The sequence below is a fragment of the Mesorhizobium sp. M0410 genome, from assembly GCF_040321435.1.
In the GTDB taxonomy this organism is placed as follows: domain Bacteria; phylum Pseudomonadota; class Alphaproteobacteria; order Rhizobiales; family Rhizobiaceae; genus Mesorhizobium.
On record NZ_JAMYRN010000008.1, the window covers coordinates 164147 to 188010 of the forward strand.

20 protein-coding genes and 1 pseudogene are annotated in these 23864 nt (G+C 63.9%); 5 read left to right on the top strand and 16 right to left on the bottom strand.

Annotated features, from left to right (window positions below; genetic code table 11):
- Positions 1-20: 20 nt before the first annotated feature.
- Entirely contained in the window at positions 21-2345 is a 2325-nt protein-coding gene (locus NKI63_RS14105) for a PAS domain-containing sensor histidine kinase (RefSeq protein ID WP_352821866.1), read from the top strand.
- Positions 2346-2396: 51 nt separating this feature from the next.
- On the opposite strand, the gene NKI63_RS14110 is transcribed toward NKI63_RS14105, so the two are convergent.
- The 16 genes and pseudogenes from NKI63_RS14110 to NKI63_RS14185 form a co-directional block, all read right to left on the bottom strand.
- Complete coding sequence (locus NKI63_RS14110) at positions 2397-2876, bottom strand: EF-hand domain-containing protein (RefSeq protein ID WP_352507496.1); 480 nt, start codon at positions 2874-2876, stop codon at positions 2397-2399.
- A 144-nt stretch (positions 2877-3020) separates the two neighbouring features.
- A complete protein-coding gene (locus tag NKI63_RS14115; RefSeq protein WP_352821869.1) occupies positions 3021-5987 on the bottom strand; it encodes a bifunctional [glutamine synthetase] adenylyltransferase/[glutamine synthetase]-adenylyl-L-tyrosine phosphorylase in 2967 nt (988 codons plus the stop codon).
- Positions 5987-7456 (bottom strand): ATP-binding protein, encoded by a 1470-nt coding sequence (locus tag NKI63_RS14120; RefSeq protein WP_254819963.1) that lies wholly within the window; start codon positions 7454-7456, stop codon positions 5987-5989. The genes NKI63_RS14115 and NKI63_RS14120 overlap by 1 nt, the downstream gene beginning before the upstream one ends.
- A 6-nt stretch (positions 7457-7462) precedes the next feature.
- Positions 7463-8137: a response regulator transcription factor gene (locus NKI63_RS14125; protein WP_254819962.1), complete on the bottom strand. Its 675-nt coding sequence runs from the start codon at positions 8135-8137 to the stop codon at positions 7463-7465.
- 289 nt (positions 8138-8426) lie between these two features.
- Entirely contained in the window at positions 8427-9971 is a 1545-nt protein-coding gene (locus tag NKI63_RS14130) for a Do family serine endopeptidase (RefSeq protein ID WP_352507492.1), read from the bottom strand.
- A 116-nt stretch (positions 9972-10087) separates the two neighbouring features.
- Positions 10088-10552, bottom strand: a complete 465-nt coding sequence (locus NKI63_RS14135) for a cytochrome c-type biogenesis protein (RefSeq protein WP_254819960.1) — start codon at positions 10550-10552, stop codon at positions 10088-10090.
- The gene (locus tag NKI63_RS14140) at positions 10549-12537 is read right to left on the bottom strand and encodes a heme lyase CcmF/NrfE family subunit (protein WP_352507491.1); all 1989 of its coding nucleotides are present in this window, start codon (positions 12535-12537) and stop codon (positions 10549-10551) included. The genes NKI63_RS14135 and NKI63_RS14140 overlap by 4 nt, the downstream gene beginning before the upstream one ends.
- 71 nt (positions 12538-12608) lie before the next feature.
- Positions 12609-13052: a cytochrome c maturation protein CcmE gene (ccmE, locus tag NKI63_RS14145; RefSeq protein WP_023677821.1), complete on the bottom strand. Its 444-nt coding sequence runs from the start codon at positions 13050-13052 to the stop codon at positions 12609-12611.
- A gap of 3 nt (positions 13053-13055) precedes the next feature.
- Positions 13056-14191 (bottom strand): annotated as a pseudogene (gene ccmI / locus NKI63_RS14150) (c-type cytochrome biogenesis protein CcmI).
- A gap of 121 nt (positions 14192-14312) precedes the next feature.
- Positions 14313-14747, bottom strand: a complete 435-nt coding sequence (locus tag NKI63_RS14155; RefSeq protein ID WP_352507489.1) for an RT0821/Lpp0805 family surface protein — start codon at positions 14745-14747, stop codon at positions 14313-14315.
- 109 nt (positions 14748-14856) lie between these two features.
- Positions 14857-16212: an ATP-binding protein gene (locus tag NKI63_RS14160; protein ID WP_502900473.1), complete on the bottom strand. Its 1356-nt coding sequence runs from the start codon at positions 16210-16212 to the stop codon at positions 14857-14859.
- 82 nt (positions 16213-16294) lie between these two features.
- The gene (locus tag NKI63_RS14165) at positions 16295-16960 is read right to left on the bottom strand and encodes a response regulator transcription factor (RefSeq protein ID WP_023718390.1); all 666 of its coding nucleotides are present in this window, start codon (positions 16958-16960) and stop codon (positions 16295-16297) included.
- Between the two features lie 64 nt (positions 16961-17024).
- A complete protein-coding gene (locus NKI63_RS14170; RefSeq protein WP_352507488.1) occupies positions 17025-17324 on the bottom strand; it encodes a hypothetical protein in 300 nt (99 codons plus the stop codon).
- A gap of 385 nt (positions 17325-17709) precedes the next feature.
- Positions 17710-18120: a DUF3168 domain-containing protein gene (locus NKI63_RS14175; protein WP_352507487.1), complete on the bottom strand. Its 411-nt coding sequence runs from the start codon at positions 18118-18120 to the stop codon at positions 17710-17712.
- Positions 18121-18385: 265 nt separating this feature from the next.
- Positions 18386-18652: a DUF1488 family protein gene (locus NKI63_RS14180; RefSeq protein WP_254819951.1), complete on the bottom strand. Its 267-nt coding sequence runs from the start codon at positions 18650-18652 to the stop codon at positions 18386-18388.
- Positions 18649-18921: a hypothetical protein gene (locus NKI63_RS14185; protein ID WP_352507523.1), complete on the bottom strand. Its 273-nt coding sequence runs from the start codon at positions 18919-18921 to the stop codon at positions 18649-18651. The genes NKI63_RS14180 and NKI63_RS14185 overlap by 4 nt, the downstream gene beginning before the upstream one ends.
- Positions 18922-19164: 243 nt before the next feature.
- Here NKI63_RS14185 and NKI63_RS14190 point away from each other — a divergent pair, with 243 nt between their 5' ends.
- The 4 genes from NKI63_RS14190 (at position 19165) to NKI63_RS14205 (ending at position 23778) form a co-directional block, all read left to right on the top strand.
- A complete protein-coding gene (locus NKI63_RS14190; RefSeq protein WP_352821876.1) occupies positions 19165-19503 on the top strand; it encodes a co-chaperone GroES in 339 nt (112 codons plus the stop codon).
- Between the two features lie 98 nt (positions 19504-19601).
- Entirely contained in the window at positions 19602-21221 is a 1620-nt protein-coding gene (groL, locus tag NKI63_RS14195) for a chaperonin GroEL (protein WP_352507485.1), read from the top strand.
- An 82-nt stretch (positions 21222-21303) separates the two neighbouring features.
- Entirely contained in the window at positions 21304-21465 is a 162-nt protein-coding gene (locus NKI63_RS14200; RefSeq protein WP_352507484.1) for a hypothetical protein, read from the top strand.
- Between the two features lie 153 nt (positions 21466-21618).
- Positions 21619-23778: a transglycosylase domain-containing protein gene (locus NKI63_RS14205; RefSeq protein ID WP_352821880.1), complete on the top strand. Its 2160-nt coding sequence runs from the start codon at positions 21619-21621 to the stop codon at positions 23776-23778.
- Positions 23779-23864: the final 86 nt, after the last annotated feature.

A 23864-nucleotide genomic window follows, 5' to 3' on the forward strand; every position in this document is an offset into this window, starting at 1 on the left:
AAGATCGGGGAGTGCCATTTATGGCGAAGGCGGACGCGTGGGGCGCGCCCGGTGGGACGGCGTTTGAGCGTCGCGAGGCGCGAAACGACGGTCTCGCGGGCAATACGCGGCTCATCGCCGAACCTGCCTACCGACGGCTGCTGGCAGCCGAACCGCTGTTGCGGCGATCGATACCGGCCCTCATTATCATGTTTCTGTTGATCATCGCAGTACTGCGCTTTCTGTCACTGATGAACGAGCGCGACGAGATCGAGCGCGGCGCCAAGGCGATCCTTGCGCTGGCCGCCGGCCAACTGGCCAGTTCGATCGCCGACGCGACCATGGTTTCCACGCCAGGTGCGATCCAGGACCTGCTGGAGAGCACCGGTCGTCAGGGCGCGATGGGCCGAAGCCACGTACTGGCGATCACCGACAGCGCCTTCAAGATCATTGCCGTATCGCCGCAGTCGATGCACTGGGAGGGCCGATCGCTCGATGGCGTCGTGCAGGGCGGGCAGCCGCTGTTCATGTTCGGCGATCGCGCCGGAGTGATGGAGGTCAGCATCGGCGGACAGGACTGGTACGCAGCAGTGAGCCTGGCGAATGGCCGAAAGGGTGCCGCGGCAGCGTTCGTGCCGCAGGAGGCAGTTTTTGACGCCTGGCGCAAGACGGTCTCACTCAATGTCACGCTGTTCGTGCTGACGGCCGGCGTGCTGATCGTCATCCTTTATGCCTATTTCGGCCAGGCGGCGCGTGCCCAGGCCGCCGACCGCATCTATCTCGAAGCCCACCAACGCATCGACATGGCGTTGGTACGCGGCCGCTGCGGCCTGTGGGATTGGGACATGGTGCGCGGCAAGATGTACTGGTCGCGCTCGATGTACGACATGCTGGGCTACGAGCCTTGCGACACGATGCTGTCGTTCGGCGAAGTCGACGAAATCATTCATCCCGAGGACGGCGATTTGTTCGAACTCGCCAACAGGATCGTCGCACGCGAGATCGACTATATCGACCAGGTGTTCCGGATGCGCCATGCCGACGGGCAATGGGTTTGGATGCGCGCAAGAGCGCAGGTTATCGACCCGGAAGCGCCGGAGATCCAGCTGATCGGCATCGCCGTCGACGTCACCGAGCAGCGGCACCTGGCGCTGCGCTCCGAAGCGGCGGACCTGCGCCTGAGGACGGCCATCGAAAACATCAACGAATCCTTCGTGCTGTGGGATTCGTCCGAGCGCCTGATCATGTGCAATTCCAAATACCAGCAGGACAACGGCCTGTCGGATCGCGACGTGATGCCGGGCGCTCCGCGCGCCGTTCTGGAGGAACGCATGCTGGCCTTTGCCTCGGAGCGGCGGCTTGCCAATACCAATGGACCGCAGGGGGGCGTGACCTTCGAGCGCCAGCTTGCCGACGGCCGCTGGCTGCAAGTGAACGAGTTGCGGACAAGGGACGGCGGCACCGTCTCCGTCGGCTCCGACATCACCCAGATCAAGCTGCACCAGGAGAAGCTGGTCGACAGCGAGCGCCGGCTGATGGCGACAATCCACGACCTCAGCCTTGCCCGCCGCGCGGAAGAAGAACGGGCTCGTGAGCTCGTCGAGCTCAATCGCAAATACATGAAGGAAACCGAGCGGGCCGAAGCGGCAAACCGGGCCAAATCCGAATTCCTGGCCAACATGTCGCACGAGTTGCGCACCCCGCTCAACGCGATCATCGGCTTCTCGGAACTGATGGAACGGCGGCTGTTCGGGCCGCTGGGGTCGCCGCGCTACGAAGAGTATGCCACCGACATCAACGGCAGCGGCAAATATCTTCTCGGCGTGATCAACGACATCCTCGACATGTCGAAGATCGAGGCCGGCCAGTTCGCCTTGGATCAGGAAGAAATCGATCTCTGCCCGCTCATCAGGGAGACGGTTCGCGTCGTCTCGCTGCAGGCGGCGGAAAAGTCGATCACCGTCGAAACCCGCATCGCCGATTCGCTGACGCTGTTCGCCGACCGCAGGGCGATCAAGCAGATCCTCATCAACCTTCTGTCCAATGCGGTGAAGTTCACCGGGCTAGGCGGCCACATCTCGGTCAGAGCCCGCAGCATTTCCAGCGCGCTGATCCTGACGATCGAGGACAATGGCTGCGGCATCCCGAAAGCGGCGCTGAGCAAGCTCGGACGGCCATTCGAACAGGTGCAAAACCAGTTCTCCAAGAGCCATGCCGGCTCTGGGCTCGGCCTCGCCATCTCGCGCTCGCTGGCCGAGCTTCAGGGTGGCGCCTTGAAGATCCGTTCGACCGAAAGCATCGGCACGATCGTCTCGGTACGCATCCCGATGAAGAAAGTCGCGCAGGCGGTCAGGGCGGCTGCCTGAACGACCAAATAAGTCTCCGGCGGCTCGCGCCGCCGGAGCGGTTGTCAATTCTCACTGCATGCCGTCAGCGCCATCATTACCCTCGCCGTCCCATTGGCGGTGGCGGCCGGGACCCTTCGGCAGTTCGTTCTTCTCGATCTTGCCGTCATTGTCACGGTCGAGCATGGCGAACACCTTCTTCTGGCGGCTGGTGATATCGTCGGCGGTCAGGGTCCCGTCCCCCTTGGTGTCGTAGCGGGCGATGATGCGCCTGGCCATCTGCTCGAAGCGCGCCTTCTCCAGCGCGTCGGCGAGCTGTGCCACGGTCAGCTTGCCGCCATTGTCAGCGACCATCTTCTTCAGCCGCGCGTTCATGGCGTCGGAGAACTGGTCGAAGGTGATGGTGCCGTCATTGTCCTTCATGACTTTGCCCAGGCGCATCATCATGCCGCCGCGCGGCCCGGCGCCGGAGTGCTCGTCTGCATAGGCTGCGGTGCCGACGGCGCCGGCCAGGGCTGCGAAAACGAGTGCAAGTCTGGTTGTCTTTCTCATGGTCTTCTCCTGTTGCATCGTCACCCCCGATGCTAGAGCGGCGGACCTTCAATCCCCCGCTCTATCTCTTTGATTGAACATCGGAACCTCCCAGAAAAGGTCGCAATTTTGGGTCCGATGCTCTCGCCCGTACGCTGGTTGCCGTCACGGTTGTTTCGCACGAACCAGAAGGTCGAAATCCTTTCTGACCTTCTGCGATGTCTCCTTGAGATGCCCTTCAAGCACACCGAAATCAGGCAGGTCGGTGACCGCAAGAAGCAGATCGGAAAGCCCTGGCGGAACGTCGTCGCGTTCGAACGCGCCGGTGAGGCAAAGCCGTATCATCTGAGTCAGCGCCAGATAGAGCGAATAGGCATCCACCAGTTCCTGCCTGACCTGGGCGCTGGCGAAATCCGGCGCCAGGCGCGACAGGACCTCAGCCGTGCCGGTGGCCCTGCGGCCGGCTTCGATCTTTCCCGTGATCAGCGCAACCTGGGCAATGAATTCGAGATCTATGAGGCCGCCCGGGATCAGCTTGATGTCCCAGGGATCGCGCGGCGGCTTCTCCTTGTCGACCATGGCGCGCATCTCGGATGCCTCGGCCATCACCTTGGCTGGATCGCGCGGCAGAGCGAGTACTGCGGCAACTTCCTCCTCAACCTCGCGGCAGAGCTCGGCATCGCCACCGATCGTGCGGGCTCGCGCCAGCGCCATATGCTCCCACGTCCAGGCGTCCTGGCGCTGGTACTTCTTGAATGCATCGACGTGCGTCGCCACCGGCCCCTTGTTGCCAGACGGTCGCAGGCGAAGGTCGAGCTCGTAGAGCACGCCCTCGGCGGTCGGCGCGGCAACGGCGGCGATCAGCCGCTGCGTCAGCCGGCTGTAGTAATGCGACGGGGCAAGCGGCTTGTGGCCGTCGGACTCCTCGGCATCGGCGTCGTGATCGTAGAGCAGGATGAGGTCGACGTCGGAACCCGCCGTCAGTTCGCGGCTGCCGAGCTTACCCATGCCGAGCAGTGCGACCCTGCCGCCGGCAATATAGCCATGACGCAACGCGAATTCCGCTGTCACCGCCTGCAACGCCGCCTCGATGGTCAGGTCGGCGAGATCGGAAAAAGCGCGGCCGGCGCGCGGCGGATCGATCGACCCGGCAAGCAGCCTGACGCCGATCAGGAATTTTTGCTCCGAAGCAAAGATGCGCAGCCGGTCGAGCACGTCCTCGTAAGCCCTGTCGCCTTCGAGGAAGGCAGCGAGGCGCGCCGACAGATAGGCGCGGTTGGGCAGTTCGCTCAGCAGCGCCGGATCGAGCAGGCCATCGAAGACATGCGGCCGGCGCGTGATGATGGCGGCTAGCCGCGGTGCTGCGCCCATGATCGTCGCCATCAGCTTCAGCAACGCCGGATTCGACTGCAGCAGCGAAAACAGCTGGATGCCGGCAGGCAGGCCGGCAAGGAATTCGTCGAAGCGGATCACCGCCTCGTCCGCTCGCCGCGTCTGGCCGAAGGCTTGCAGCAGCGCCGGCGTCAGTTCGGTCAGCCGCTCGCGCGCCTCCGCCGACCGGGTGACGCGGTAGCGGCCGAAGTGCCAGCCGCGGATAACCCGGCAGATGTCGCTCGGCCGCTGGAAGCCGAGCCGCCGCAGGGTCTGCAAGGTATCGGGATCGTCGACGTCGCCGGTAAAGACCAGATTGCCGATGCCGGCCGAAAGCTCCGGCGCGGTCTCGAACAGCGCTGCATAGTGGCGCTCGACCTGATGCAGCGCCGCGCGGAACGTTTCGGCAAAGCCTGCCGCATCGGCAAAGCCCAGCATGCGGGCGACGCGTTCCAGCCCCTCTTCGTCCTCCGGCAGAATATGCGTCTGCTGGTCGGCAACCATCTGGATGGCATGTTCGACGCGGCGCAGGAACCAGTATTGCCTGGTGAGTGCATCGCGCGCGTCGGCGGTGATCCAGCCGCGCGCGGCGAGTTCGCCGAGCATCGGCACGGTCTCGCGGCCGCGCAGTTCGGGAAAGCGGCCGCCGGCGATAAGCTGCTGGGTCTGGACGAAGAACTCGATCTCGCGGATGCCGCCGCGGCCGAGCTTGACGTTGTGGCCCTTGACCGCGACCTCGCCATGGCCCTTGTGGGCGTGGATCTGGCGCTTGATCGAATGGACGTCGGCAATCGCCGCATAGTCCATGTATTTGCGCCAGATATAGGGCTGCAGTTCCTTCAGGAACGCGGCGCCGGCGGCAACATCGCCGGCCACCGGGCGAGCCTTGATCATGGCGGCGCGCTCCCAGTTCTGGCCGCGCGCCTCATAGTAGCGCAGCGCTGCCTCGACCGGGATCGCCAGCGGCGTCGAGCCGGGGTCGGGACGAAGCCTGAGATCGGTGCGGAAGACGTAACCGTGCTCGGTGCGGTCCTGGAGGATACGGACCAGCCGGCGGGTCAGGCGCGAAAACAGCTCTGTGGCATCGAGCGGATCGACGACGGCAGGCGCATCGGGGTCGAAGAAGACGACGAGGTCGATGTCGGAGGAGAAGTTCAGCTCATGCGCGCCGAGCTTGCCCATGCCGAGCAGAATCCAGCCCGAGCGTCGCGCCGGATTTTTGGGATCCGGCAATCGGAGCTTGCCCTGCTCATGCGCGTCGCGGAGCAGGAAATCGACGGCCGCACGCGTGCAGGCATCGGCAAGGTCGCTCAGTCGCCGCACTGTCAACGAGGTCTCGGCCTCGCCCGCGAGATCGGCCAAGGCGATCAGGAAATGGGCCTCCGCCTTGCATTGGCGCAGCTCCATCATCAGGCTGCTTTCGGAGACGGCCTCTGCGCGTGCTGCCTTGTCGACCGCGGCGCCGATCGATGACAGCCGCGCCTCGACCCTCCCGTCGAAAAGCGCATCGAGTATCCGCGGCCGGCGGCGCGCGGTATCGCGCAGGAACGGCGACAGGTCGAACACGGCGGCGAGGAAATCCTGGACGAGCCCCTTGCCGGCGAGAAATTTCGCCAGTCGCGGCAGTTCCTTTTGCCGCGCGGCGTCGGCGATCTCCGACAGTTCCTGCCTGGCGAGGCTTGCATCCAGCGGAACGAGCCTTACCGCCGGCTTCAACAGCCAGTCCGTCTCCAGGCGTCGCACTGCCATCCTCGCAACCATCAGCGATCCTCCCGCCCGGGAAAACTCATGACGACCGACAATCCGGGATTGCCGGGCAGAAGCTCAAGCCGTCCATTGTGGAATGTCATGATCGCCTTGGCGAGACTCAAGCCAAGGCCGGAACCCGGCTGCGAGCGGCTCTTTTCCAACCGCACGAAACGCTCGGTCACCCTGGCGCGGTCGACATCGTCGGGAATGCCTTGGCCGTTGTCGGAGACGGCGAGCCTGATCTCGCTACCGACACGCTCCAGCGTCACGCGAACCGTAGGCCTGGAGGTCGAGTCGGTCGAATATTTGATCGCGTTGTCGACGATGTTGGACAGCGCTTGGCCGATCAGCTCGCGATTGCCGTCGACGACGAAAGAACCTTGCACCGAAGTTTCGAGCGTCACGCCCGCCTCCTCCGCTACCGGCTCGTAGAGTTCGACGACATCGTGCACGGCAGCGGCCAGATCGACCCTGGTGGTGCTTTCCGAGGAATAGCCGGCCTCCAGCCGCGAGATCATCAGGATAGCGTTGAAGGTCTTTATCAGCTGATCGGATTCGGCGATCGTTCCTTCCAGCGCCTGCCGGTAGTCACTGGTGTTGTGCTTGCCGGAAAGCGTCGCCTCGGCGCGATTGCGCAGCCTGGTCAGCGGCGTCTTCAGGTCGTGGGCGATGTTGTCGGAGACCTGCTTCAGGCCCTCGTTCAGCGTGGCGATCCGGGCCAGCATGGAATTGAGGTTTTCCGACAGCCGGTCGAACTCGTCACCGGCGCCGGTGACCGGCAGCCGGCCGGAAAGATCGCCGCCCATGATGCGGCGGCTCGCCTCCGACACGCTGTCGATGCGCTTCAGCGCCGCGCGCCCGACGAAGAACCAGATCAGCAGCCCGCCGACGCCCATCATGCCGAGCGCCAGCATCAAGGCGCGGCGAATGACGGCGCGGAAGCGCTCCGGCTCGCCGAGGTCGCGGCCGACCAGCATGATCATCTGGTTGGGCAGGCGCAGCACCAGGGCAACGGCGTTGTGGCCTTTCTCGCCTTCGGTCTGGACTTCGCTCTGGGCGGGCTCGTTCGGGTCGGAGACCGGGTTGCGTTGCCGCTCGAGCTCGCCCTCACCGAAGCGGCGGTAGGAGAACGGTTCGGTGGTCCAGCCCTCGGCCTCGATCACGCCCGGCTCCAGGCTCTGCACGTTGCCGGTCAGGATCTGGCCGTTGGCATCGGCGATCAGATAGAGATTGGCGCCGGGCTGGCGGGAGCGCTGCTCGACGACGCGGACCAGCAGCGGCAGGCCGCCGCGCTGATAGGCGCGGGCAAGGCCGAGCACCTCGTCGTTGATCGTCTCCTGCGTCTGGGCGGTCAGCATGCGCACCGAGAGCGAGGTCATGTACAAGACCAGCAACACCGCACACAGCGCAAAAAGCAGAAGATAAAGCGCCGAAAGCCGCGCTGCCGTCGTCTTCATGATGGCCGGCACGGAAAGAGCCATGGGGTTCTAGCCGCTTTTCAGCATGTAGCCGGCGCCGCGAACCGTGTGCAGGATCGGCTTGTCGAAGCCCTTCTCGATCTTGCCCCGCAGCCGCGAGATATGAACGTCGATGACGTTGGTCTGCGGATCGAAATGGTAGTCCCAGACGTTCTCGAGCAGCATGGTGCGCGTCACCACCTGGCCGGCATGGCGCATCAGATATTCGAGCAGGCGGAACTCGCGCGGCTGCAGCGTTATCTCGCGCCCGGCGCGGCGCACCGAATGCGACAGCCGGTCGAGTTCGAGATCACCGACCCGGTAGACGGTTTCGGCTTCCCTGGCGCTGGCGCGGCGGTTCAGCACCTCGACGCGGGCGAGCAGTTCGGAAAAGGCGTAGGGTTTGGTCAGGTAGTCGTCACCGCCGGCGCGCAGACCGGTGACCCGGTCGTCGACTTCGCCGAGCGCCGACAAGATGAGCACGGGCGTCGTATTGCCTCGGGACCTGAGCCCGGCAATGACGGACAGGCCGTCGCGGCGCGGCATCATGCGGTCAACGACCATGACGTCATAGTCGCCGGAATCGGCGAGCGCGAAGCCGGTTTCGCCGTCGCCGGCGACATGGGCGGTATGGCCGGCCTCGGCGAACGCCTTCTGCAGGTAGTCGGCTGCCTCGCGATCGTCTTCTATGACGAGAATCTTCATAGAACCGTTATACGCGATTTCGCTGGAAGATTGAGTGGCCGGCATACGCATCGTGGCCTTCTCCATGGCGTATCGCGAACAAAGTGATTCAGGGATACGCGGTAAGTCTTTGTTTTAGCATGTCGTAGCCTAAAACCGCTTCACGCTTTGAGCGACATGTTCGAGCGGCAGCGGGCGATGGGAAGCCCGCTGCCGCTGGGGCGGAACACGATGACTGACTAACGTATTCAGGCCCCGTGCTTTCCCGTGCGGCGGCTCGGGGGTGTTGAAAACCGCCGCACCGGAAAAGTCAGCCCTTGGCGACAGGCAGTGCGACGAAGCGGTTGCTGTCGTCGCGGGTGATCTGCATCAACACCGCCTTGCGGCCGGACTTCACCGCGTCGGCCATCGCCTTGTCGACGTCGGCGGTGCCGCTCACTTCCGTCGAATTGACGGAGGTGATGACGTCGCCGGGCTGGATGCCGCGATCGGCGGCATCGCTGTCGGGGTCGACGTCGGTCACCACAAGTCCCTTGCCATTTTCGGACTTGGTAACGGTCAGGCCGAGATCGGCGAGCGTGTCGGTCTTCGGTGCCGGAGCAGGCTGCTGGTCGGCCGAGGCCTGCTTGTCGCTCGACGGCAGCTTGCCAAGGTCGACCTTGACCGCCTCGCTCTTGCCGTTGCGCCACAACGTGACATCGACCGATTTGCCGGGCGGGTAAGCGCCAATCAGGCGGGCGAGTTCCTTCGGCGAAGCAACGTCCTTGCCGTCCACCTGGGTGATCACGTCACCGGCCGTGATGCCGGCCTTCTTGCCGGGACCGTTGTCCTGCGCGCTGGCAACGAGCGCGCCCTTGCCGGACCCAAGGCCAAGCGACTCGGCGATTTCGGGCGTGACCGGCTGGATTTCGACGCCGAGCCAGCCGCGCTGGACGGTACCGTTCCTCATCAGGTCCTGCACGACCTGCTTGGCGGTCGAAGCGGGAATGTCGAAGGCAATGCCGACGCTGCCGCCCGACGGCGAGAAGATCGCGGTGTTGATGCCGACAACCTGGCCGTTGAGGTTGAAGGTCGGGCCGCCCGAATTGCCGCGGTTCACCGAGGCGTCGATCTGGATGAAGTCGTCATAGGGACCGGCGCCGATATCGCGGCCGCGGGCCGAAACGATGCCTGCGGTAACCGTGCCGCCGAGGCCGAACGGATTGCCGACAGCCACCACCCAGTCGCCGACGCGAACCTTGGAATCATCGGCGAAGTCGACATAGGTGAACCTGTTGCCATCATCGACCTTGAGCACGGCAAGATCGGTGCGCGGATCCGTGCCGATCAGCTTGGCGTCAAGCTCCTTGCCGTCATTGGTCACCACGGTGAAGGCGGTGCCCTCCTCGACGACATGGTTGTTGGTGACGAGATAGCCGTCATCGGAGATGAAGAAGCCGGACCCTTGCGCCACCGGCCGCGGCTGGTCGTTGTTGCGGTCACGATGTCCAAAACGGCGCATTCCGTTCGGGCCCTGATCGCCAAAGCCGCGGAATTCGCGGAAGAAACGCCGCAGCTGCGGGTTATCGGGAAGATTGCCTAAGCCGTCTTCGTCGTCCATCTGGTCGGAACCGTCATCGGCCGTCGGCTGGATCTTGGCCTTGACGCGCACGCTGACAACCGCCGGCGAAACGCGCTCGACCACATCGGCGAAGCTTGGGACCTGCGGTGCCTCGACACGCACGGCGTCGGCCAGCACCGGGGCTGTCCCGGTGGCAACGGCGCCGAAGCCGATCGCGCCGGCAATGGCCAGGGATGCGGCTGCGGCCAGCAGGCGTTTGCGAGTGCGAAGAGATGAATTGGGGGCAACATTCATGGTTCTCGTATCCTCTTTTCAAGGGACGCCCCTTGGTTGGCATCCTCGACAAAGGAAATAGAGAGCCGCACATTACGGCGCCATTTCCGGTACATGAAACTTTCGTAATGTATCGATCAATCGCGGCGGAGTATCGCGTCCAACGCCGCCTGCTCGTCCGCGGTCAGGGCACTGGTCGCCGTCGAGCGGCGCGAGCGGGCGGCCAGCAGGATGCACGTCCCGCCAACGAGCAGCAGAAGAACTGGCGTCCCCCAGAGCAAGACATTGCGCAGATTGAAGCGTGGCTTCAGCAGCACGAACTCGCCGTAGCGCGAAACGACATAGTCCATCACCTGCTGATCGGTATCGCCGGCGACCAGGCGCTGGCGCACAAGGATGCGCAGGTCACGGGCAAGATCGGCATCGGACTCGTCGATCGACTGGTTCTGGCAGACCATGCAGCGCAGGCCTTCCGACAAAGCGCGCGCCCTCGCCTCGAGTGCCGGGTCGGCGAGCACCTCGTCGGGCTTGACCGCCTGCGCGGCGCCGGCGAACAACAGCGCCAGCAGCAGGACCAGCGAGGCCAGCGTGCTCCTTCTCATTGCGGGCTCGCCGATGGCATGGCGCCTGCAGGCTTGCGGCGCGACGGTGCGCCGACGCGCAGGCGGCGGTCGAGCAGCGACATCGCCGCGCCCGCCATCATCACCAGTCCGCCGCCCCAGATCAGCGTCACCAGCGGCTTCCACCACAGACGAACGACCACCGAGCCATCGCTGCCCTCGTCGCCAAGCGAAAGATAGAGCTGGCTGAAGCCGATCGTCCTGATGCCGGATTCGGTCGTGGTCATCTGGCGCACCGGATATGAGCGCTTGGCCGAGGTGATCTCGCCTGCGACGCTGCCGTCGGCGCCAAGCAGGGCGAAGCGGCCGCGATCCTCACTGTAGTTAGGCCCCTGGGCCGGGTAGAGCCCCTCGAAGCGCAGCTTGTGACCGGACAGTTCGACGGTCTCGCCGGCATGCATCGACAGGATTTTTTCGGTGCCGAAGCAAAGCGTGCCGACAATGCCGAGCGTCGTCAGCCCGAGACCGAGATGCGCAAGCGCTGTACCGAAGACCGAGCGCGGCAGGCCGGCGAAGCGCCTGAGCATGGTGGCGAGCGCGACGGTGCCGAAGCCGGATTTGACGGCGAGATCGGTGAGCGCACCGCAGATTAGCCAGAAGGCAAGGCCGACCCCGAGCGCTGCGAACACCGATGCGCCATCGATGAACAAGGCCGTCACCAGTACGGCGAGCAGCGCCGCGGCGAAAGCCGCCATCAGGCGCTGGGCGACCGCGAAAATGTCGCCGCGCTTCCAGGCGAGCAGCGGCCCGAACGGCACGACGACCAAGAGCGGCACCATCAGCGGGCCGAATGTCAGGTCGAAGAACGGCGCGCCGACGGAAATCTTGTCGGCAGACAGGGCTTCGACGACGAGCGGATAGAGCGTGCCGACCAGCACGGTGGCGGTGGCGGTGGTCAGGAACAGATTGTTCAGGACCAGCGCGCCTTCGCGCGAGATCGGGTGAAACAGGCCGCCGGCCGTCAGCCGGGAGGCGCGCAAGGCAAACAGCGCCAGCGAGCCGCCGATGAACAGCGTCAGGATGCAGAGGATGAAAACGCCACGCGTCGGATCGGTGGCGAATGCGTGCACCGAGGTCAGCACGCCGGAACGCACCAGGAAGGTGCCGAGCAGCGACAGTGAGAAGGTCAGGATCGCCAGAAGCAGCGTCCAGATCTTCAGCGCCGAGCGCTTTTCCATGACGATGGCCGAATGCAGCAGCGCCGTGCCCGCCAGCCACGGCATGAACGATGCGTTCTCGACCGGATCCCAGAACCAGAAGCCGCCCCAGCCGAGCTCGTAATAGGCCCAATAGGAGCCCATGGCGATGCCGCCGGTCAGGAACATCCAGGCAACCAATGTCCACGGCCTTACCCAGCGCGCCCACGAAGCGTCGATGCGGCCCTCGATGAGGGCAGCGACAGAGAAGGAAAAGCAGATCGAGAAACCGACATAGCCGAGATAGAGCAGCGGCGGATGGATGGCGAGGCCGAGGTCCTGCAGGATCGGGTTGAGATCGCGGCCCTCGATGGGCGCCGGATTGAGCCTGACGAACGGGTTCGACGTCGTCAGGATGAACAGGAAGAACGTGGCGCCGATCGCTCCCTGCACGGCAAGCACATTGGCCCGGAGCGTCGCCGGAAGATTGCCGCCGAAAACGGCGACAAGCGCGCCGAAGAAGGTCAGGATCAGCACCCAGAGCAGCATCGAACCTTCGTGATTGCCCCAGGTTCCGGTGATCTTGTAGATCAGCGGCTGCAGCGAATGCGAGTTCTCCCAGACGCTCTCAACCGAAAAATCGGACCCTGCATAGGCGGTCGCCAGCGCTACGAAGGACAGCGCCGTCAAGGCAAAGCCGGTCAGCGCGGCGGGTGCGCCGACGGCCATCATCTTGTGGTTGCCGGTGCGCGCGCCGAACACCGGCACCACCGTCTGCACCAGGGCCAGCGCAAACGCCAGGACCAGGGCGAAATGTCCGGTTTCAACCATTGTCGCCGCACCCGCTAGATCTTGCCGCAGGTTCTTGCCGCAAAACCGTGGAACACTTTTGCGGAACCTGCTCAGTCACTCTTGCTCTCCTGCCACACGCCCTTGGCCTTGAGGCCGTCGGCCACTTCCTTGGGCATATAGGTCTCGTCATGCTTGGCGAGCACGCTGTCGGCGACAAAGATGCCGTCAGGGCCAAACGAGCCTTCGGTGATCACGCCCTGCCCTTCCCGGAAAAGGTCGGGAAGAATGCCGGTATAGGTAACCTTGACGTCCTTCTGGTTGTCGGTCACCGAAAAGGCGACGGTGGCGCCTTGGCTACGCTCGACCGTGCCTTTTTCGACGAGGCCGCCGAGCCTGATGCGCTGGCCCGGCTGAAGGCTGGCGGTGGCCAGATCGGCCGGCATGTAGAAATAGGAGGCCTTCTGGCCAAGCGCATAGAAGGTCAGCCCGGTGGCAACACCGAGAAACCCCAGCCCCGCGGCGATCACCGACAGTCGTTTCTGCTTGCGCGTCATCGTCTACTCCGTCGCCGTCACGCCGAGCGAGGCGGCAAAGGCGGTGAATTTCCTGGCCTGGTCGCTATCGGCGCCAAAGACGGCAATACCGCGATTGAGCGCGTCACGTGCCTGATCTGTCTTGCCCAGCACGACATAAGAACGAACGAGCTGCATCCACCCTTCCTCGTCGCGCGGATTTTGCCGAAGCATTTCGTCGAGGCCGGCAACCATAGTGCTGATCATGGCTTGTCGGTCCTGCGGCGACATCGAGGAGGCAGCATCGATATCCTCGGCGCTCGATCCTTTCGCGGGCGCTCCGGAAGCGACGTTGCGGGCGGCGGATCAGCCAGCGCCTGCTCGACGGCGCCGCGCCACGGCGAGCCCTGCGGCAAGGCGGCAAGCATCTTTTGCCAGGCCGCCGTGGCTTCAGCTATGCGGCCCTCCTGTGCCATGCCCATCGCGAGATAGAACGCGGCCTTCGGATTGGCCGGATCGAGCTTCAACGCCGCCTCGAACGCCGCCTGCGCTTCGGCTGAGACAATGCCGCCGGCCGCATTGGCGATCGCCTCGCCAAGACCCGCCTGACGGGCGGCGCTGTCGCCGTCGAGGCGGATGGCGTTGCGATAGGCGGTCACCGCATCGGCGTATCGCTGCATGCGCAGATAGACCGGCGCCAGAACGTCCCAGCCACGGCCATCGGATGGGTTGGCCGCCAGGTGCGCCTCGGCGCGGGCTATCAGCTCGTCGACCGAGCTGTCGGCGGGGTTCTTGGCCAGGCGTTCGCTGAGTGGCTGCGATGGCAGGTCGGGTGAGCCGAGATGGCCATAGAGGCCCCAGCTGACCAGTGGAACCGCCAGCACGGCAGCCGTCGCCACCAGTCTTGTCGACCGCGACGGCTGCGTCGCCGTCTCGCCGGCTTGGCCGGCATTGCTCAGGCGAAGGATGCGGCGGGCGATTTCGGCGCGAGCCTCTTCGGCCTCCATCGGCTGGATCAGGCCACGCGCCATATCGCGGTCAAGCTCGGCCAGCTGGTCGCGATAGACTTCGAGGTCGTGATCGCCGGCAGCGGACGCGTTCTTCGATCCACCGGCCAACGGCAGCAGCACCGCCAGGCTTGCGCCCAGCGTCAGGATTGCGGCTATGACCCAGAACAGCATGGCTCTTCCAATAGAACGAGACCCCTGCCCTGCCAACACAAGCGTGCTGCGACGCTTTGGCGGGGCCGAACGCGACGTGCTTTGGTGCCGATCGGGATCGGCGCACCAACGGCCGGACCAGCTACGTCAGCGGCGTCCAGCTGCCGTCGGCATTGCGGCAGGCGGTTCCGCGCGCGGTGGCGCCGGCGGTGCCGGTAAACACCGTATGGGTGTATTGCCGGCAGTCCTGCGATCCGACGCGATAGGGCTGGGCGGCAACCACTTCGCCGCGATGGGCCGAACTGTCGCTCTTCCAAGCCACTTTCTGGCCGCTCGCCGTGTATTCAAGCGCCTTGTATTCCGCCTCGAGCGCGCTGCGTTTCTCGGTCTCGCTCAGGCTGGCGCCGATAGAGCCGCCGACGAGGCCGCCGCCCATGGCGGAGATGATCGTCGTCGCCACCTTGGCGCCGCTGGGGGGCGTGGCGGCCGGCGTTGCCGTAACGGCCGGGCCCTTGCTGAGCGTCGTGCAGCCGGAGATGGCGAGCAAGGCGGAAACGAGCGCGACGCGAATCTTCATGCCAATACCGGCTTTCTTGAGCTGGACCGCCGCGCTGTCATCAGGCTGGCGCGGCCATAATGTCGATGTTTGTCGGAAATTTGGCCGCAGCCGGCCACCTGGAAAAGCATTACTGAAGGCTCCGCAATCGAACCATCGCCTTCAATCCACCCATGACGGATCGTTCCAGCGCCAGAGAGCCTCCATACTCGTTGACAAGGTCGGCGACAATGGCAAGTCCGAGCCCGCTGCCCGGTTTTGTCTCGTCGAGACGCCGGCCGCGCTGCAATACCTCGCGCGCCTTGTCGTCGGGAATGCCGGGGCCGTCATCCTCGATGGCTATCTCGAATAGATTGGCCGCGCCCTCCTTGCTGGCGCCACCCTTGCTGGAGATTGGCTTCACGGAAACGGCGACCGCGCTCCTTGCCCATTTCATCGCATTGTCGAGCAGATTGCCGAGCAACTCCTCCAGGTCCTCGCGTTCGCCGGCAAAGACGATGTCGGTGGCCGGCAATGACAGCGACAGCGCCGTCTGCGGGTTGAGCTTCTGCAGCACCCGCACCATGCGCTGGACCAGCGGTATCACCGGCGTTCGGTAGACGACGCTGTCGCGCTGCGCGGCGACGCGGGCACGTTGCAGATAATGGTCCACTTGCTTCTGCATGGAAGCAGCCTGCTCGGCGATCAGCTGCCCCTTGGCGCCACCCAGCGCCCGCGCCTCGTTGAGCAGCACGGCAAGCGGCGTCTTCAGCGAGTGCGCCAGGTTGCCGACCTGCGTGCGCGACCGCTCGACGATACGCCTGTTGTTCTCGATCAGCGCATTGGTCTCGTTGGCGAGCGGCTCGATCTCGGCCGGGAAACGGCCGTCGAGGCGCTGCGCGGTTCCTTCGCGTACCATCGCAAGGGCATTCCTGACCCGGCGCAGCGGCTGCAGGCCGAGCAGGATCGCAATCGCGTTGATGGCGATCATGCCGACGCCGAACAGCGACAGATAGGTCAACAGGCGCCGCTGGAAGGTAGCGATTTCCTGCTCGAGCTCGGTCTGGTTGCCCATGACACGGAAGCGCGCGGCGCGATTTTTCGCATCGAGGACGAACTCGCTCTCGAACACCTCCAACTGCTCGCCTTCGATGCCGTCCGCTGAATAGCTGCGCTGGAAGCTGGCATTGAAGGGCACCTCGGCAACGCTTGGCGACGGGATCGCCTTGGTCATCGACGACGAATGGAGATCGCCGTGCACGCCTTCCGAGGCGGGCTCGACCGACCAGTACCAGCCGGAATTCGGCTCCGAGAACCTCAAATCGCCGAGGTCGGGGGCGCCCGTCAACTGGCCGCCTTCGGAAACGCCCACCGAGCCGATCAGGTTGAACAGATGCGCCGAAAGCAGGCTGTCGAAACCGCGCTCGCTGGCCTGGCGATAGAGCGTGGTGATCAAGGTGAAGATGACCACCAGAGTGAGGATCGCCCAGACCGTGGAAAAGGCGATGACGCGAAACGCCAGCGAACGCGGCCACGACCGCAGCGACGGCGTGTTCGAGACGGCGGGTCTTGTAGGAAGCGGTTCCGCGTTACGCCTCCGGCTTACGCATGCGGTAGCCCATGCCGCGAACGGTTTCGATCATGTCGATGCCCATCTTCTTGCGAAGCCGCCCGACAAAGACCTCGATCGTGTTGGAATCGCGGTCGAAATCCTGGTCGTAGAGATGCTCGACCAGTTCGGTCCGGGACACCACCTCGCCCATATGGTGCATGAGGTAAGCAAGCAAGCGGAATTCGTGCGAGGTCAGCTTCAGCGGTACGCCGTCGACGTCGGCTTTGGAGGCCTTGGTGTCGAGACGCAGCGGCCCGCAGGTCAGCTCGGACGAGGCATGCCCGGCAGCGCGCCGGATCAGAGCGCGCACCCTGGCCAGAATTTCCTCGATGTGGAAGGGTTTGGTGACGTAGTCGTCGGCGCCGGCGTCGATGCCGGCAACCTTGTCGCTCCAGCGGTCGCGTGCCGTCAGGATCAGCACCGGCATCTTGCGGCCGCCGCGCCGCCAGCGCTCGACCACGCTGATGCCGTCCATCTGCGGCAGGCCGATATCGAGCACCACGGCATCATAGGGCTCGGTGTCGCCGAGAAAGTGCCCTTCCTCGCCATCGAAAGCGCGGTCGACGACATAGCCGGCATCGACCAGCGCGTCGCCGATCTGCCGGTTGAGATCCTTGTCATCTTCGACGACGAGTACGCGCATGCAGAAGGCCTGTTGAAGCTGTTCAGATATAGGCCGATTCCGGCAGACTGGGAAACGGCACGGTTCAGTTCAGCGGAACGACGATCTCCGAGCGACGGGGACGCTGCCCGTCCTTGCCCGGAACGAGCACGACGATGACGCAGACCGGCTGGCCGCCGCGTGTCGACTGCGAGGCCTTGGCCAAAGTGCCGCCATTCTGCTCCGCCACCTGCTGGCCGATCGCGTAGCAGTCGGACGCGGCGAGGAGGACCGACTGGGGCTGCTCGAGGGTGCCAGCGGGGATCGCCATCGCTTGCGACGCAAGCAGGCCGGCGGCTGAGAGCGCTAGTGCCGCGGTCCGGAAGTGGGAGCGAAGGGTTTTCATGGCCAGCGTTCTAACGCGCCGGTGCTGAACGTGATATGAACGGTGAACGCTCGAATGCATGCCCGCCACACCCCTGAAGCGCGAGATTACCGGACTGCCATTTCGCCGCCCATCCCGCGAAATCGCCAAAGTTTAACCTAGCCCTCCGATCCTCCGCCGACAACCGCGCATCGTTTGGCGGTGAAAAGGCAATCGCTTTAGGTTTGCCCCAACTCGAGAATTGATCCGGCAACCGAAGGCAGATTCAGCCGAACCGACCGGAAATAAAAAAACCCGCTCTGCGACGGGTCATTGGCGCCAATCAGCACCATAGCCAAATTAATAGCATAGCTGCCGGCACAAAGCAAGAACAAAATAGCCCGATTTTACGGAAAGTGCCCGACGGTCAGCCGTCTTCCTCGATCACCGCGCGGAAGCGCAGCAGCCCATGATGGGCCGAAAGGTCCTCGTCGTAGCGGGCTTCGGCGAATTCGGGCTTGAGATGGGCGCGACGATGTTCGCCAAGCGAGAGCGCCGCATCTCGCAGGCGGGCGCTGAGCAGGTCCATGATGTCGGTGGTTTCCTTGCTGGCCTCGGACTTTGACCAGATATGCAGCGTCAGCAACTGCTCGGCGTTGTTCTCCGTCCCCGTTGCCCAGTCGTAGACGCTGGTGCGGCCGACGGTCATGTGGGGAAATGCAACATTTTCCGGCGCACGGTCGAACAATCGTGCGTCGCCCAGTGCCGCCGACAAATCGGGATCGTCGTTCACTGCCTCGAATATGGCTTTCTGCAATTCGAGGGCCGGCGCGGTCATTGTCTTTGCCCTCGCCCGTCGCGTCGACCTCCCGGCTGCGTAGCTGCGTTGCATGACGGCATCCCGGCAAAAGCGCGAATCAGCGCGTCTCATACGGATTATGAACCTTCATGACCTCGGGAATAAGCCCTGCTCCTGGAATGCGCGACGCCGCAGCCCTCCGCGTCACGGACCCGTGACCGGCTGAACGGTCGCGACGTCAAGCGGCGAGCGAAGGCGAACCGGAAGCCCTGAGAAAGCGTCTTGTGGACGGATCGCGACGGATCTAGCGAAAATCAGCCGCAGTCAGCACATATATGCTCCTGCGGGTGCGGGCATAGGCATTCCTGGCGACATCGTGGATCGAGTTGGAAGCCGTGTCGAAGGCTGCCAGGTAGGTAGCTTCTGAGGCCGCCGTTCCCGGCTGCATCTTGGAGATGGCATCGGTTGCGACAGAGAAGGAAATCTGGAACATGCCGTCATGGCCGACGAAGCGAATGCGTTTGCTTGCCTCGTCGTAGCTGCGGCTGGGATTGGGAAATGTCAGGCTCATGATTTTGCCTCCGTCGATGCGGATACGGCCTTCTTGACTGTCCGCGACGCCCGCTTCTTCTTTGGTGCGACCGGATTCAGAGCTTCCGCCGCGCGGTCCGCCTCTTCCTTGGCCAGTCGCAATTCCCTCAGCCTTGCCGTTTTGATGACCCTGGCCTTGGCCTCCGAGACGTATTCGGCAGTTGCTTTGTTCCGCTCCGCCGTTTTCTTCTGATTTTCCATGAAGCGAGCCTGAGCTTTTTCCATGATGTTCTGATTGCCTTCGGCCATCGGTAAAATCTCCCTTGCAGCGAAAGTCGTGAATGTGAACTTCACCGTAAAATAGGTGTTCAAAGACAGAAATTCAATTTCAATAATATTCGGCAAGGCCCGAACACCGGGGGATGGCCAGGCAAGATAATAAATTCAATATTTGATGTGCCCTATGAATATTTTTTGGCACTCCTATCAATCGAGTGCCAAGGCGCCTATAGAGAGGGGCGGCCGCCTAAGCTGGCCCCAGAAAGAGTCCCCATGAAATTCCGGCCACTTCACGATCGCGTCGTCATTCGGCGCGCCGAAAGCGACACCAAATCCAAGGGCGGCATCATCATCCCCGACAATGCCAAGGAAAAACCGCAGGAAGGCGAAGTGATCGCCGTGGGGCCGGGCGCGCGGGACGAAGGCGGCGCGCTGATCCCGCTCGACGTCAAGACCGGCGACCTCATCCTGTTCGGCAAATGGTCCGGCACCGAGGTCAAGATAGACGGCGAGGACCTTCTGATCATGAAGGAAGCCGACATCATGGGCATCGTCGACAAAAGCGAGATGGGCACCGTCGACAAGACCGTGGCTGCCAAGAAGGCCGCCTGATTGGAAGGCCGCGCGCCCTCCCGGACGCGCAAGGACGCTCCGAGCTTTGATTCAGGCGCTGCAAGCGCCGTGCCACGACAACCGAACTGGAAAAAATCATGTCTGCCAAGGAAATCAAATTCTCCACCGACGCGCGTGACCGCATGCTGCGCGGCGTCGAAATTCTCAACAACGCCGTCAAGGTGACGCTCGGCCCCAAGGGCCGCAACGTTATCATCGATAAGGCCTACGGCGCGCCGCGCATCACCAAGGACGGGGTGACGGTGGCCAAGGAAATCGAGCTTTCCGACAAGTTCGAAAACATGGGCGCACAGATGGTGCGCGAAGTGGCCTCGAAAACCAACGACCTCGCCGGCGACGGCACCACCACCGCCACGGTGCTTGCCGCTTCCATCCTGCGCGAGGGCGCCAAATTCGTTGCCGCCGGCATGAACCCGATGGACCTCAAGCGCGGCATCGACTTTGCCGTCAGCGCCGTCGTCCAGGAAATCCAGGCGCGCGCCAAGAAGGTCAAGTCCTCAGGCGAGATCGCGCAGGTCGGCACCATTGCCGCCAATGGCGACACCAGCGTCGGTGCCATGATCGCCAAGGCGATGGACAAGGTCGGCAATGACGGCGTCATCACTGTCGAGGAGGCCAAGACCGCCGAAACCGAACTCGACGTCGTCGAAGGCATGCAGTTCGACCGCGGCTATCTTTCGCCCTATTTCGTCACCAATGCCGAAAAGATGCGCGCCGAGCTGGAAGACCCTTACGTCCTCATCCACGAAAAGAAGCTCGGCAATCTGCAGGCGCTGTTGCCCATCCTCGAAGCCGTGGTGCAAAGCGGCAGGCCGCTGTTGATCATCTCCGAGGACGTCGAGGGCGAAGCGCTAGCGACGCTGGTCGTCAACAAGCTGCGCGGCGGCCTCAAGGTCGCGGCCGTCAAGGCGCCTGGCTTCGGTGACCGCCGCAAGGCCATGCTGGAAGACATCGCCGTGCTCACCGCCGGACAGATGATTTCCGAGGATCTCGGCATCAAGCTGGAGAACATCACCATAGACATGCTCGGCCGCGCCAAGCGCGTGCTGATCGAGAAGGACACCACCACGATCATCGACGGCGCCGGCGAGAAGACCACCATCCAGGCGCGCGTCCAGCAGATCAAGGGGCAGATCGAGGAAACCACGTCCGACTATGACAAGGAGAAGCTGCAGGAACGTCTCGCCAAGCTGGCGGGCGGCGTTGCCGTCATCCGCGTCGGCGGCGCCACCGAATCCGAGGTCAAGGAAAAGAAGGACCGCATCGACGATGCGCTGAACGCCACGCGCGCGGCCGTTGAAGAAGGCATCGTTCCGGGCGGCGGTGTCGCGTTGCTGCGCGCCAAGGCTGTGCTGAACGGGATGACCGGAGCCAATGCCGATGTGACAGCGGGCATTGCGATCGTGTCGAGAGCGCTCGAAGCGCCGATCCGGCAGATCGCCGAGAATTCCGGCGTCGAAGGTTCGATCGTCGTCGGCAAGCTCGCCGACAGCAAGGATCACAATCAGGGCTTCGATGCCCAGAACGAGGTCTATGTCGACATGATCAAGGCCGGCATCGTCGACCCGGCGAAGGTGGTACGGACGGCGCTGCAGGACGCGGGCTCCATTGCGGCGCTTCTGATCACGGCGGAAGCCATGATCACCGACGTTCCGGCGAAGGAAGCCGCTGCTTCGCCCGGCGGCATGGGCTATTGACCAGCCACTGCCGGAAACAAGCCTGAAAGACAGCCGCCGGGGTATCTTCCCCGGCGCGCACCATCGGCAAGGAGATCGATCAATGATCGCACTCGTCCCGAAGCCAAATGCAGCGGCGAAAATCGAAGTGGCCGAGGAAAGCCGCTTCGATCGCGTTCGCAGGCTTGCCGACAAGCACAGGAAAGCCAACGCCGGCACGTTAGGCCGCGACCCGAAAAAGATCGCGGACAAGCGTCCCATGTGACGCTGCCAATCCTCGGCACCCACGCAAGCGCGGAACCTTCATCGCCCTTGTAGGCAGCACCAAAATGGACGAATAGTCTTGAAAGGCGCGCCGCCGTGAAATTGCCGGCATGCGGTTTCTCAGTTGGCGGCGTCGCCGCAGCCGGATCCTGGAATGGCCAGTCCTTTGGAACCACGCAAGAGAAGAGGTCCGATCGCCGCAAGGCTGCTGGCGGTGGATGCGTGGATCGATTCCTCTGTCTACGAATTCGGCTTCAGGGCGCGCCAGTTCTGGGAAGCGGCCACCATCTTCTCGCGGCGTTTCCGCGTCGGCGGCTGGCGCCGCGGCCTGATCGAACTGTTGAGTGAAGGCTTTACGCTCGGTGCCGGCGGCATCGTCGTCCTTTTGGCGCTGGCCTTGCCGGCCTTCCAGATAACCGCCGGCGACTGGCGCACGCAAGGCGACTTCGCCGTCACCTTCCTCGACCGCTACGGCAACGAGATCGGCCAGCGCGGCATCATCCAGCGCGATTCGGTGCCGGTCGACGAGATGCCCGACCATGTCATCAAGGCGGTGCTGGCCACCGAGGACCGCCGTTTCTTCGACCATTACGGCATCGATGTGCTCGGCCTGTCGCGGGCGATATTCGAGAATGTGCGGGCCAATTCCGTCGTCCAGGGCGGCTCGAGCATCACCCAGCAGCTGGCCAAGAACCTGTTCCTGACCAATGAACGGACCTTCGAGCGCAAGATCAAGGAAGCCTTCCTGTCGCTGTGGCTCGAAGCCAATCTGTCGAAGAAGGAAATCCTGCAGCTTTACCTCGACCGCGCCTATATGGGCGGCGGCACTTTCGGCATCGAGGCGGCAGCGGATTTCTATTTCGGCAAGAGCGTCAAGGACCTGAACCTTGCCGAGGCGGCGATGCTGGCCGGCTTGTTCAAGGCGCCGACCAAATACGCGCCGCACATAAACCTGCCCGCCGCCCGGGCGCGGGCCAATGTGGTACTGTCCAATCTGGTCGATTCCGGCTTCATGACCGAAGGCCAGGTGCTGCAGGCAAGATTACACCCGGCCGAAATCGTCGACCGCGGCGAGCAGAAGAGCCCCGATTATTACCTCGACTGGGCCTTCGACGAGGTCAAGAAGATCGCCGCCAAAGGCGGCCCGCACTCGCTTGTCGCCCACACCACCTTCGACGCCAACATCCAGAAGGCGGCCGAAGAATCGATGGAGTTCCACCTCCGCCAGTTCGGCAAGGAATACAACGTCACCGAGGGCGCCATCGTCGTCATCGAGACCAACGGCGCCGTCCGGGCGATCGTCGGCGGCCGCGACTACGGCGCCAGCCAGTTCAACCGCGCCACCAAGGCACTTCGCCAGACCGGCTCCTCGTTCAAGCCCTATGTCTATGCCACGGCGATGGAGCATGGCTTCACGCCGGATTCGGTGGTGTCCGGCGGACCCATCTCCTGGGGCAGCTGGTCGCCCCACAATTACAATGGCGGGTCGGCCGGCAAGGTGACGCTGATCACGGCGATGGCCAAATCGATCAACACCGTGCCGGTGCGGCTGGCCAAGGATTATCTCGGCATCAAGCCGATCAAGGCGATGGCCGAGGCGATGGGCGTCGAGTCGCCGCTGGAATCGCACAAGACCATGGTGCTCGGCACGTCGGGCATGACTGTGATGGACCAGGCGACGGGCTACAGCGTGTTCGCCCAGAACGGCTTTGCCGGAACCCGGCACGGCATAAGCCAACTCTTCAACCGTACCGGCGAGGTGGTCTACGACTTCGCCAAGGACGCGCCGCCGCCGCACCGGGTGCTGTCGGAGCAGGCGCTCAAATACATGAACACCATGCTGGCCGCCGTTCCGGTGATCGGTACGGCCCGGCGCGCGGCCCTTCCAAACATCGTTGTCGCCGGCAAGACCGGCACGACGCAATCCTACCGCGATGCCTGGTTCGTCGGTTTTACCGGCAACTACACAGCCGCCGTCTGGCTCGGTAACGACGACTTCACCGCGACCAACAAGATGACCGGCGGCACGCTCCCGGCAATGGTGTGGCAGCGGCTGATGCTCTATGCGCACCAGAATATAGACCTGAAACCGATCCCCGGTATCGATCACCCCTTCGTCGATGCCGAAATTGCCGCCAAGGCCGAGGAAGCGGAAAAGAAGAACGCCGAACAGGCAGCAGCCGACGCCGACGCCGAGCGTCCGCCGGTGCTGTCCAGCCGGACCACCCGGACCCTGAAAGAACTGACCAGGCTTTTCCAGGCGGCACCCGTGCTCGACGCGCCCGCTGCACCGGAGACCCTGTCGGCGCTGTGACGGCCAATTCCGCGGGGCCGCTTGCCATAAGCCCCTGCGCCGAGATATCCCGGGCCGCAATCTTTCTGTCCCCGGCCTTCGGTTCT

What these genes read in the sequence shown, in the direction of transcription:
- NKI63_RS14105 (WP_352821866.1), top strand. Translation starts at nt 21, where the DNA reads ATGGCGAAGGCGGACGCGTGGGGCGCGCCCGGTGGGACGGCGTTTGAG.
- NKI63_RS14110 (WP_352507496.1), bottom strand. Translation starts at nt 2,876, where the DNA reads ATGAGAAAGACAACCAGACTTGCACTCGTTTTCGCAGCCCTGGCCGGC.
- NKI63_RS14115 (WP_352821869.1), bottom strand. Translation starts at nt 5,987, where the DNA reads ATGGTTGCGAGGATGGCAGTGCGACGCCTGGAGACGGACTGGCTGTTG.
- NKI63_RS14120 (WP_254819963.1), bottom strand. Translation starts at nt 7,456, where the DNA reads ATGGCTCTTTCCGTGCCGGCCATCATGAAGACGACGGCAGCGCGGCTT.
- NKI63_RS14125 (WP_254819962.1), bottom strand. Translation starts at nt 8,137, where the DNA reads ATGAAGATTCTCGTCATAGAAGACGATCGCGAGGCAGCCGACTACCTG.
- NKI63_RS14130 (WP_352507492.1), bottom strand. Translation starts at nt 9,971, where the DNA reads ATGAATGTTGCCCCCAATTCATCTCTTCGCACTCGCAAACGCCTGCTG.
- NKI63_RS14135 (WP_254819960.1), bottom strand. Translation starts at nt 10,552, where the DNA reads ATGAGAAGGAGCACGCTGGCCTCGCTGGTCCTGCTGCTGGCGCTGTTG.
- NKI63_RS14140 (WP_352507491.1), bottom strand. Translation starts at nt 12,537, where the DNA reads ATGGTTGAAACCGGACATTTCGCCCTGGTCCTGGCGTTTGCGCTGGCC.
- ccmE (WP_023677821.1), bottom strand. Translation starts at nt 13,052, where the DNA reads ATGACGCGCAAGCAGAAACGACTGTCGGTGATCGCCGCGGGGCTGGGG.
- NKI63_RS14155 (WP_352507489.1), bottom strand. Translation starts at nt 14,747, where the DNA reads ATGAAGATTCGCGTCGCGCTCGTTTCCGCCTTGCTCGCCATCTCCGGC.
- NKI63_RS14165 (WP_023718390.1), bottom strand. Translation starts at nt 16,960, where the DNA reads ATGCGCGTACTCGTCGTCGAAGATGACAAGGATCTCAACCGGCAGATC.
- NKI63_RS14170 (WP_352507488.1), bottom strand. Translation starts at nt 17,324, where the DNA reads ATGAAAACCCTTCGCTCCCACTTCCGGACCGCGGCACTAGCGCTCTCA.
- NKI63_RS14175 (WP_352507487.1), bottom strand. Translation starts at nt 18,120, where the DNA reads ATGACCGCGCCGGCCCTCGAATTGCAGAAAGCCATATTCGAGGCAGTG.
- NKI63_RS14180 (WP_254819951.1), bottom strand. Translation starts at nt 18,652, where the DNA reads ATGAGCCTGACATTTCCCAATCCCAGCCGCAGCTACGACGAGGCAAGC.
- NKI63_RS14185 (WP_352507523.1), bottom strand. Translation starts at nt 18,921, where the DNA reads ATGGCCGAAGGCAATCAGAACATCATGGAAAAAGCTCAGGCTCGCTTC.
- NKI63_RS14190 (WP_352821876.1), top strand. Translation starts at nt 19,165, where the DNA reads ATGAAATTCCGGCCACTTCACGATCGCGTCGTCATTCGGCGCGCCGAA.
- groL (WP_352507485.1), top strand. Translation starts at nt 19,602, where the DNA reads ATGTCTGCCAAGGAAATCAAATTCTCCACCGACGCGCGTGACCGCATG.
- NKI63_RS14200 (WP_352507484.1), top strand. Translation starts at nt 21,304, where the DNA reads ATGATCGCACTCGTCCCGAAGCCAAATGCAGCGGCGAAAATCGAAGTG.
- NKI63_RS14205 (WP_352821880.1), top strand. Translation starts at nt 21,619, where the DNA reads ATGGCCAGTCCTTTGGAACCACGCAAGAGAAGAGGTCCGATCGCCGCA.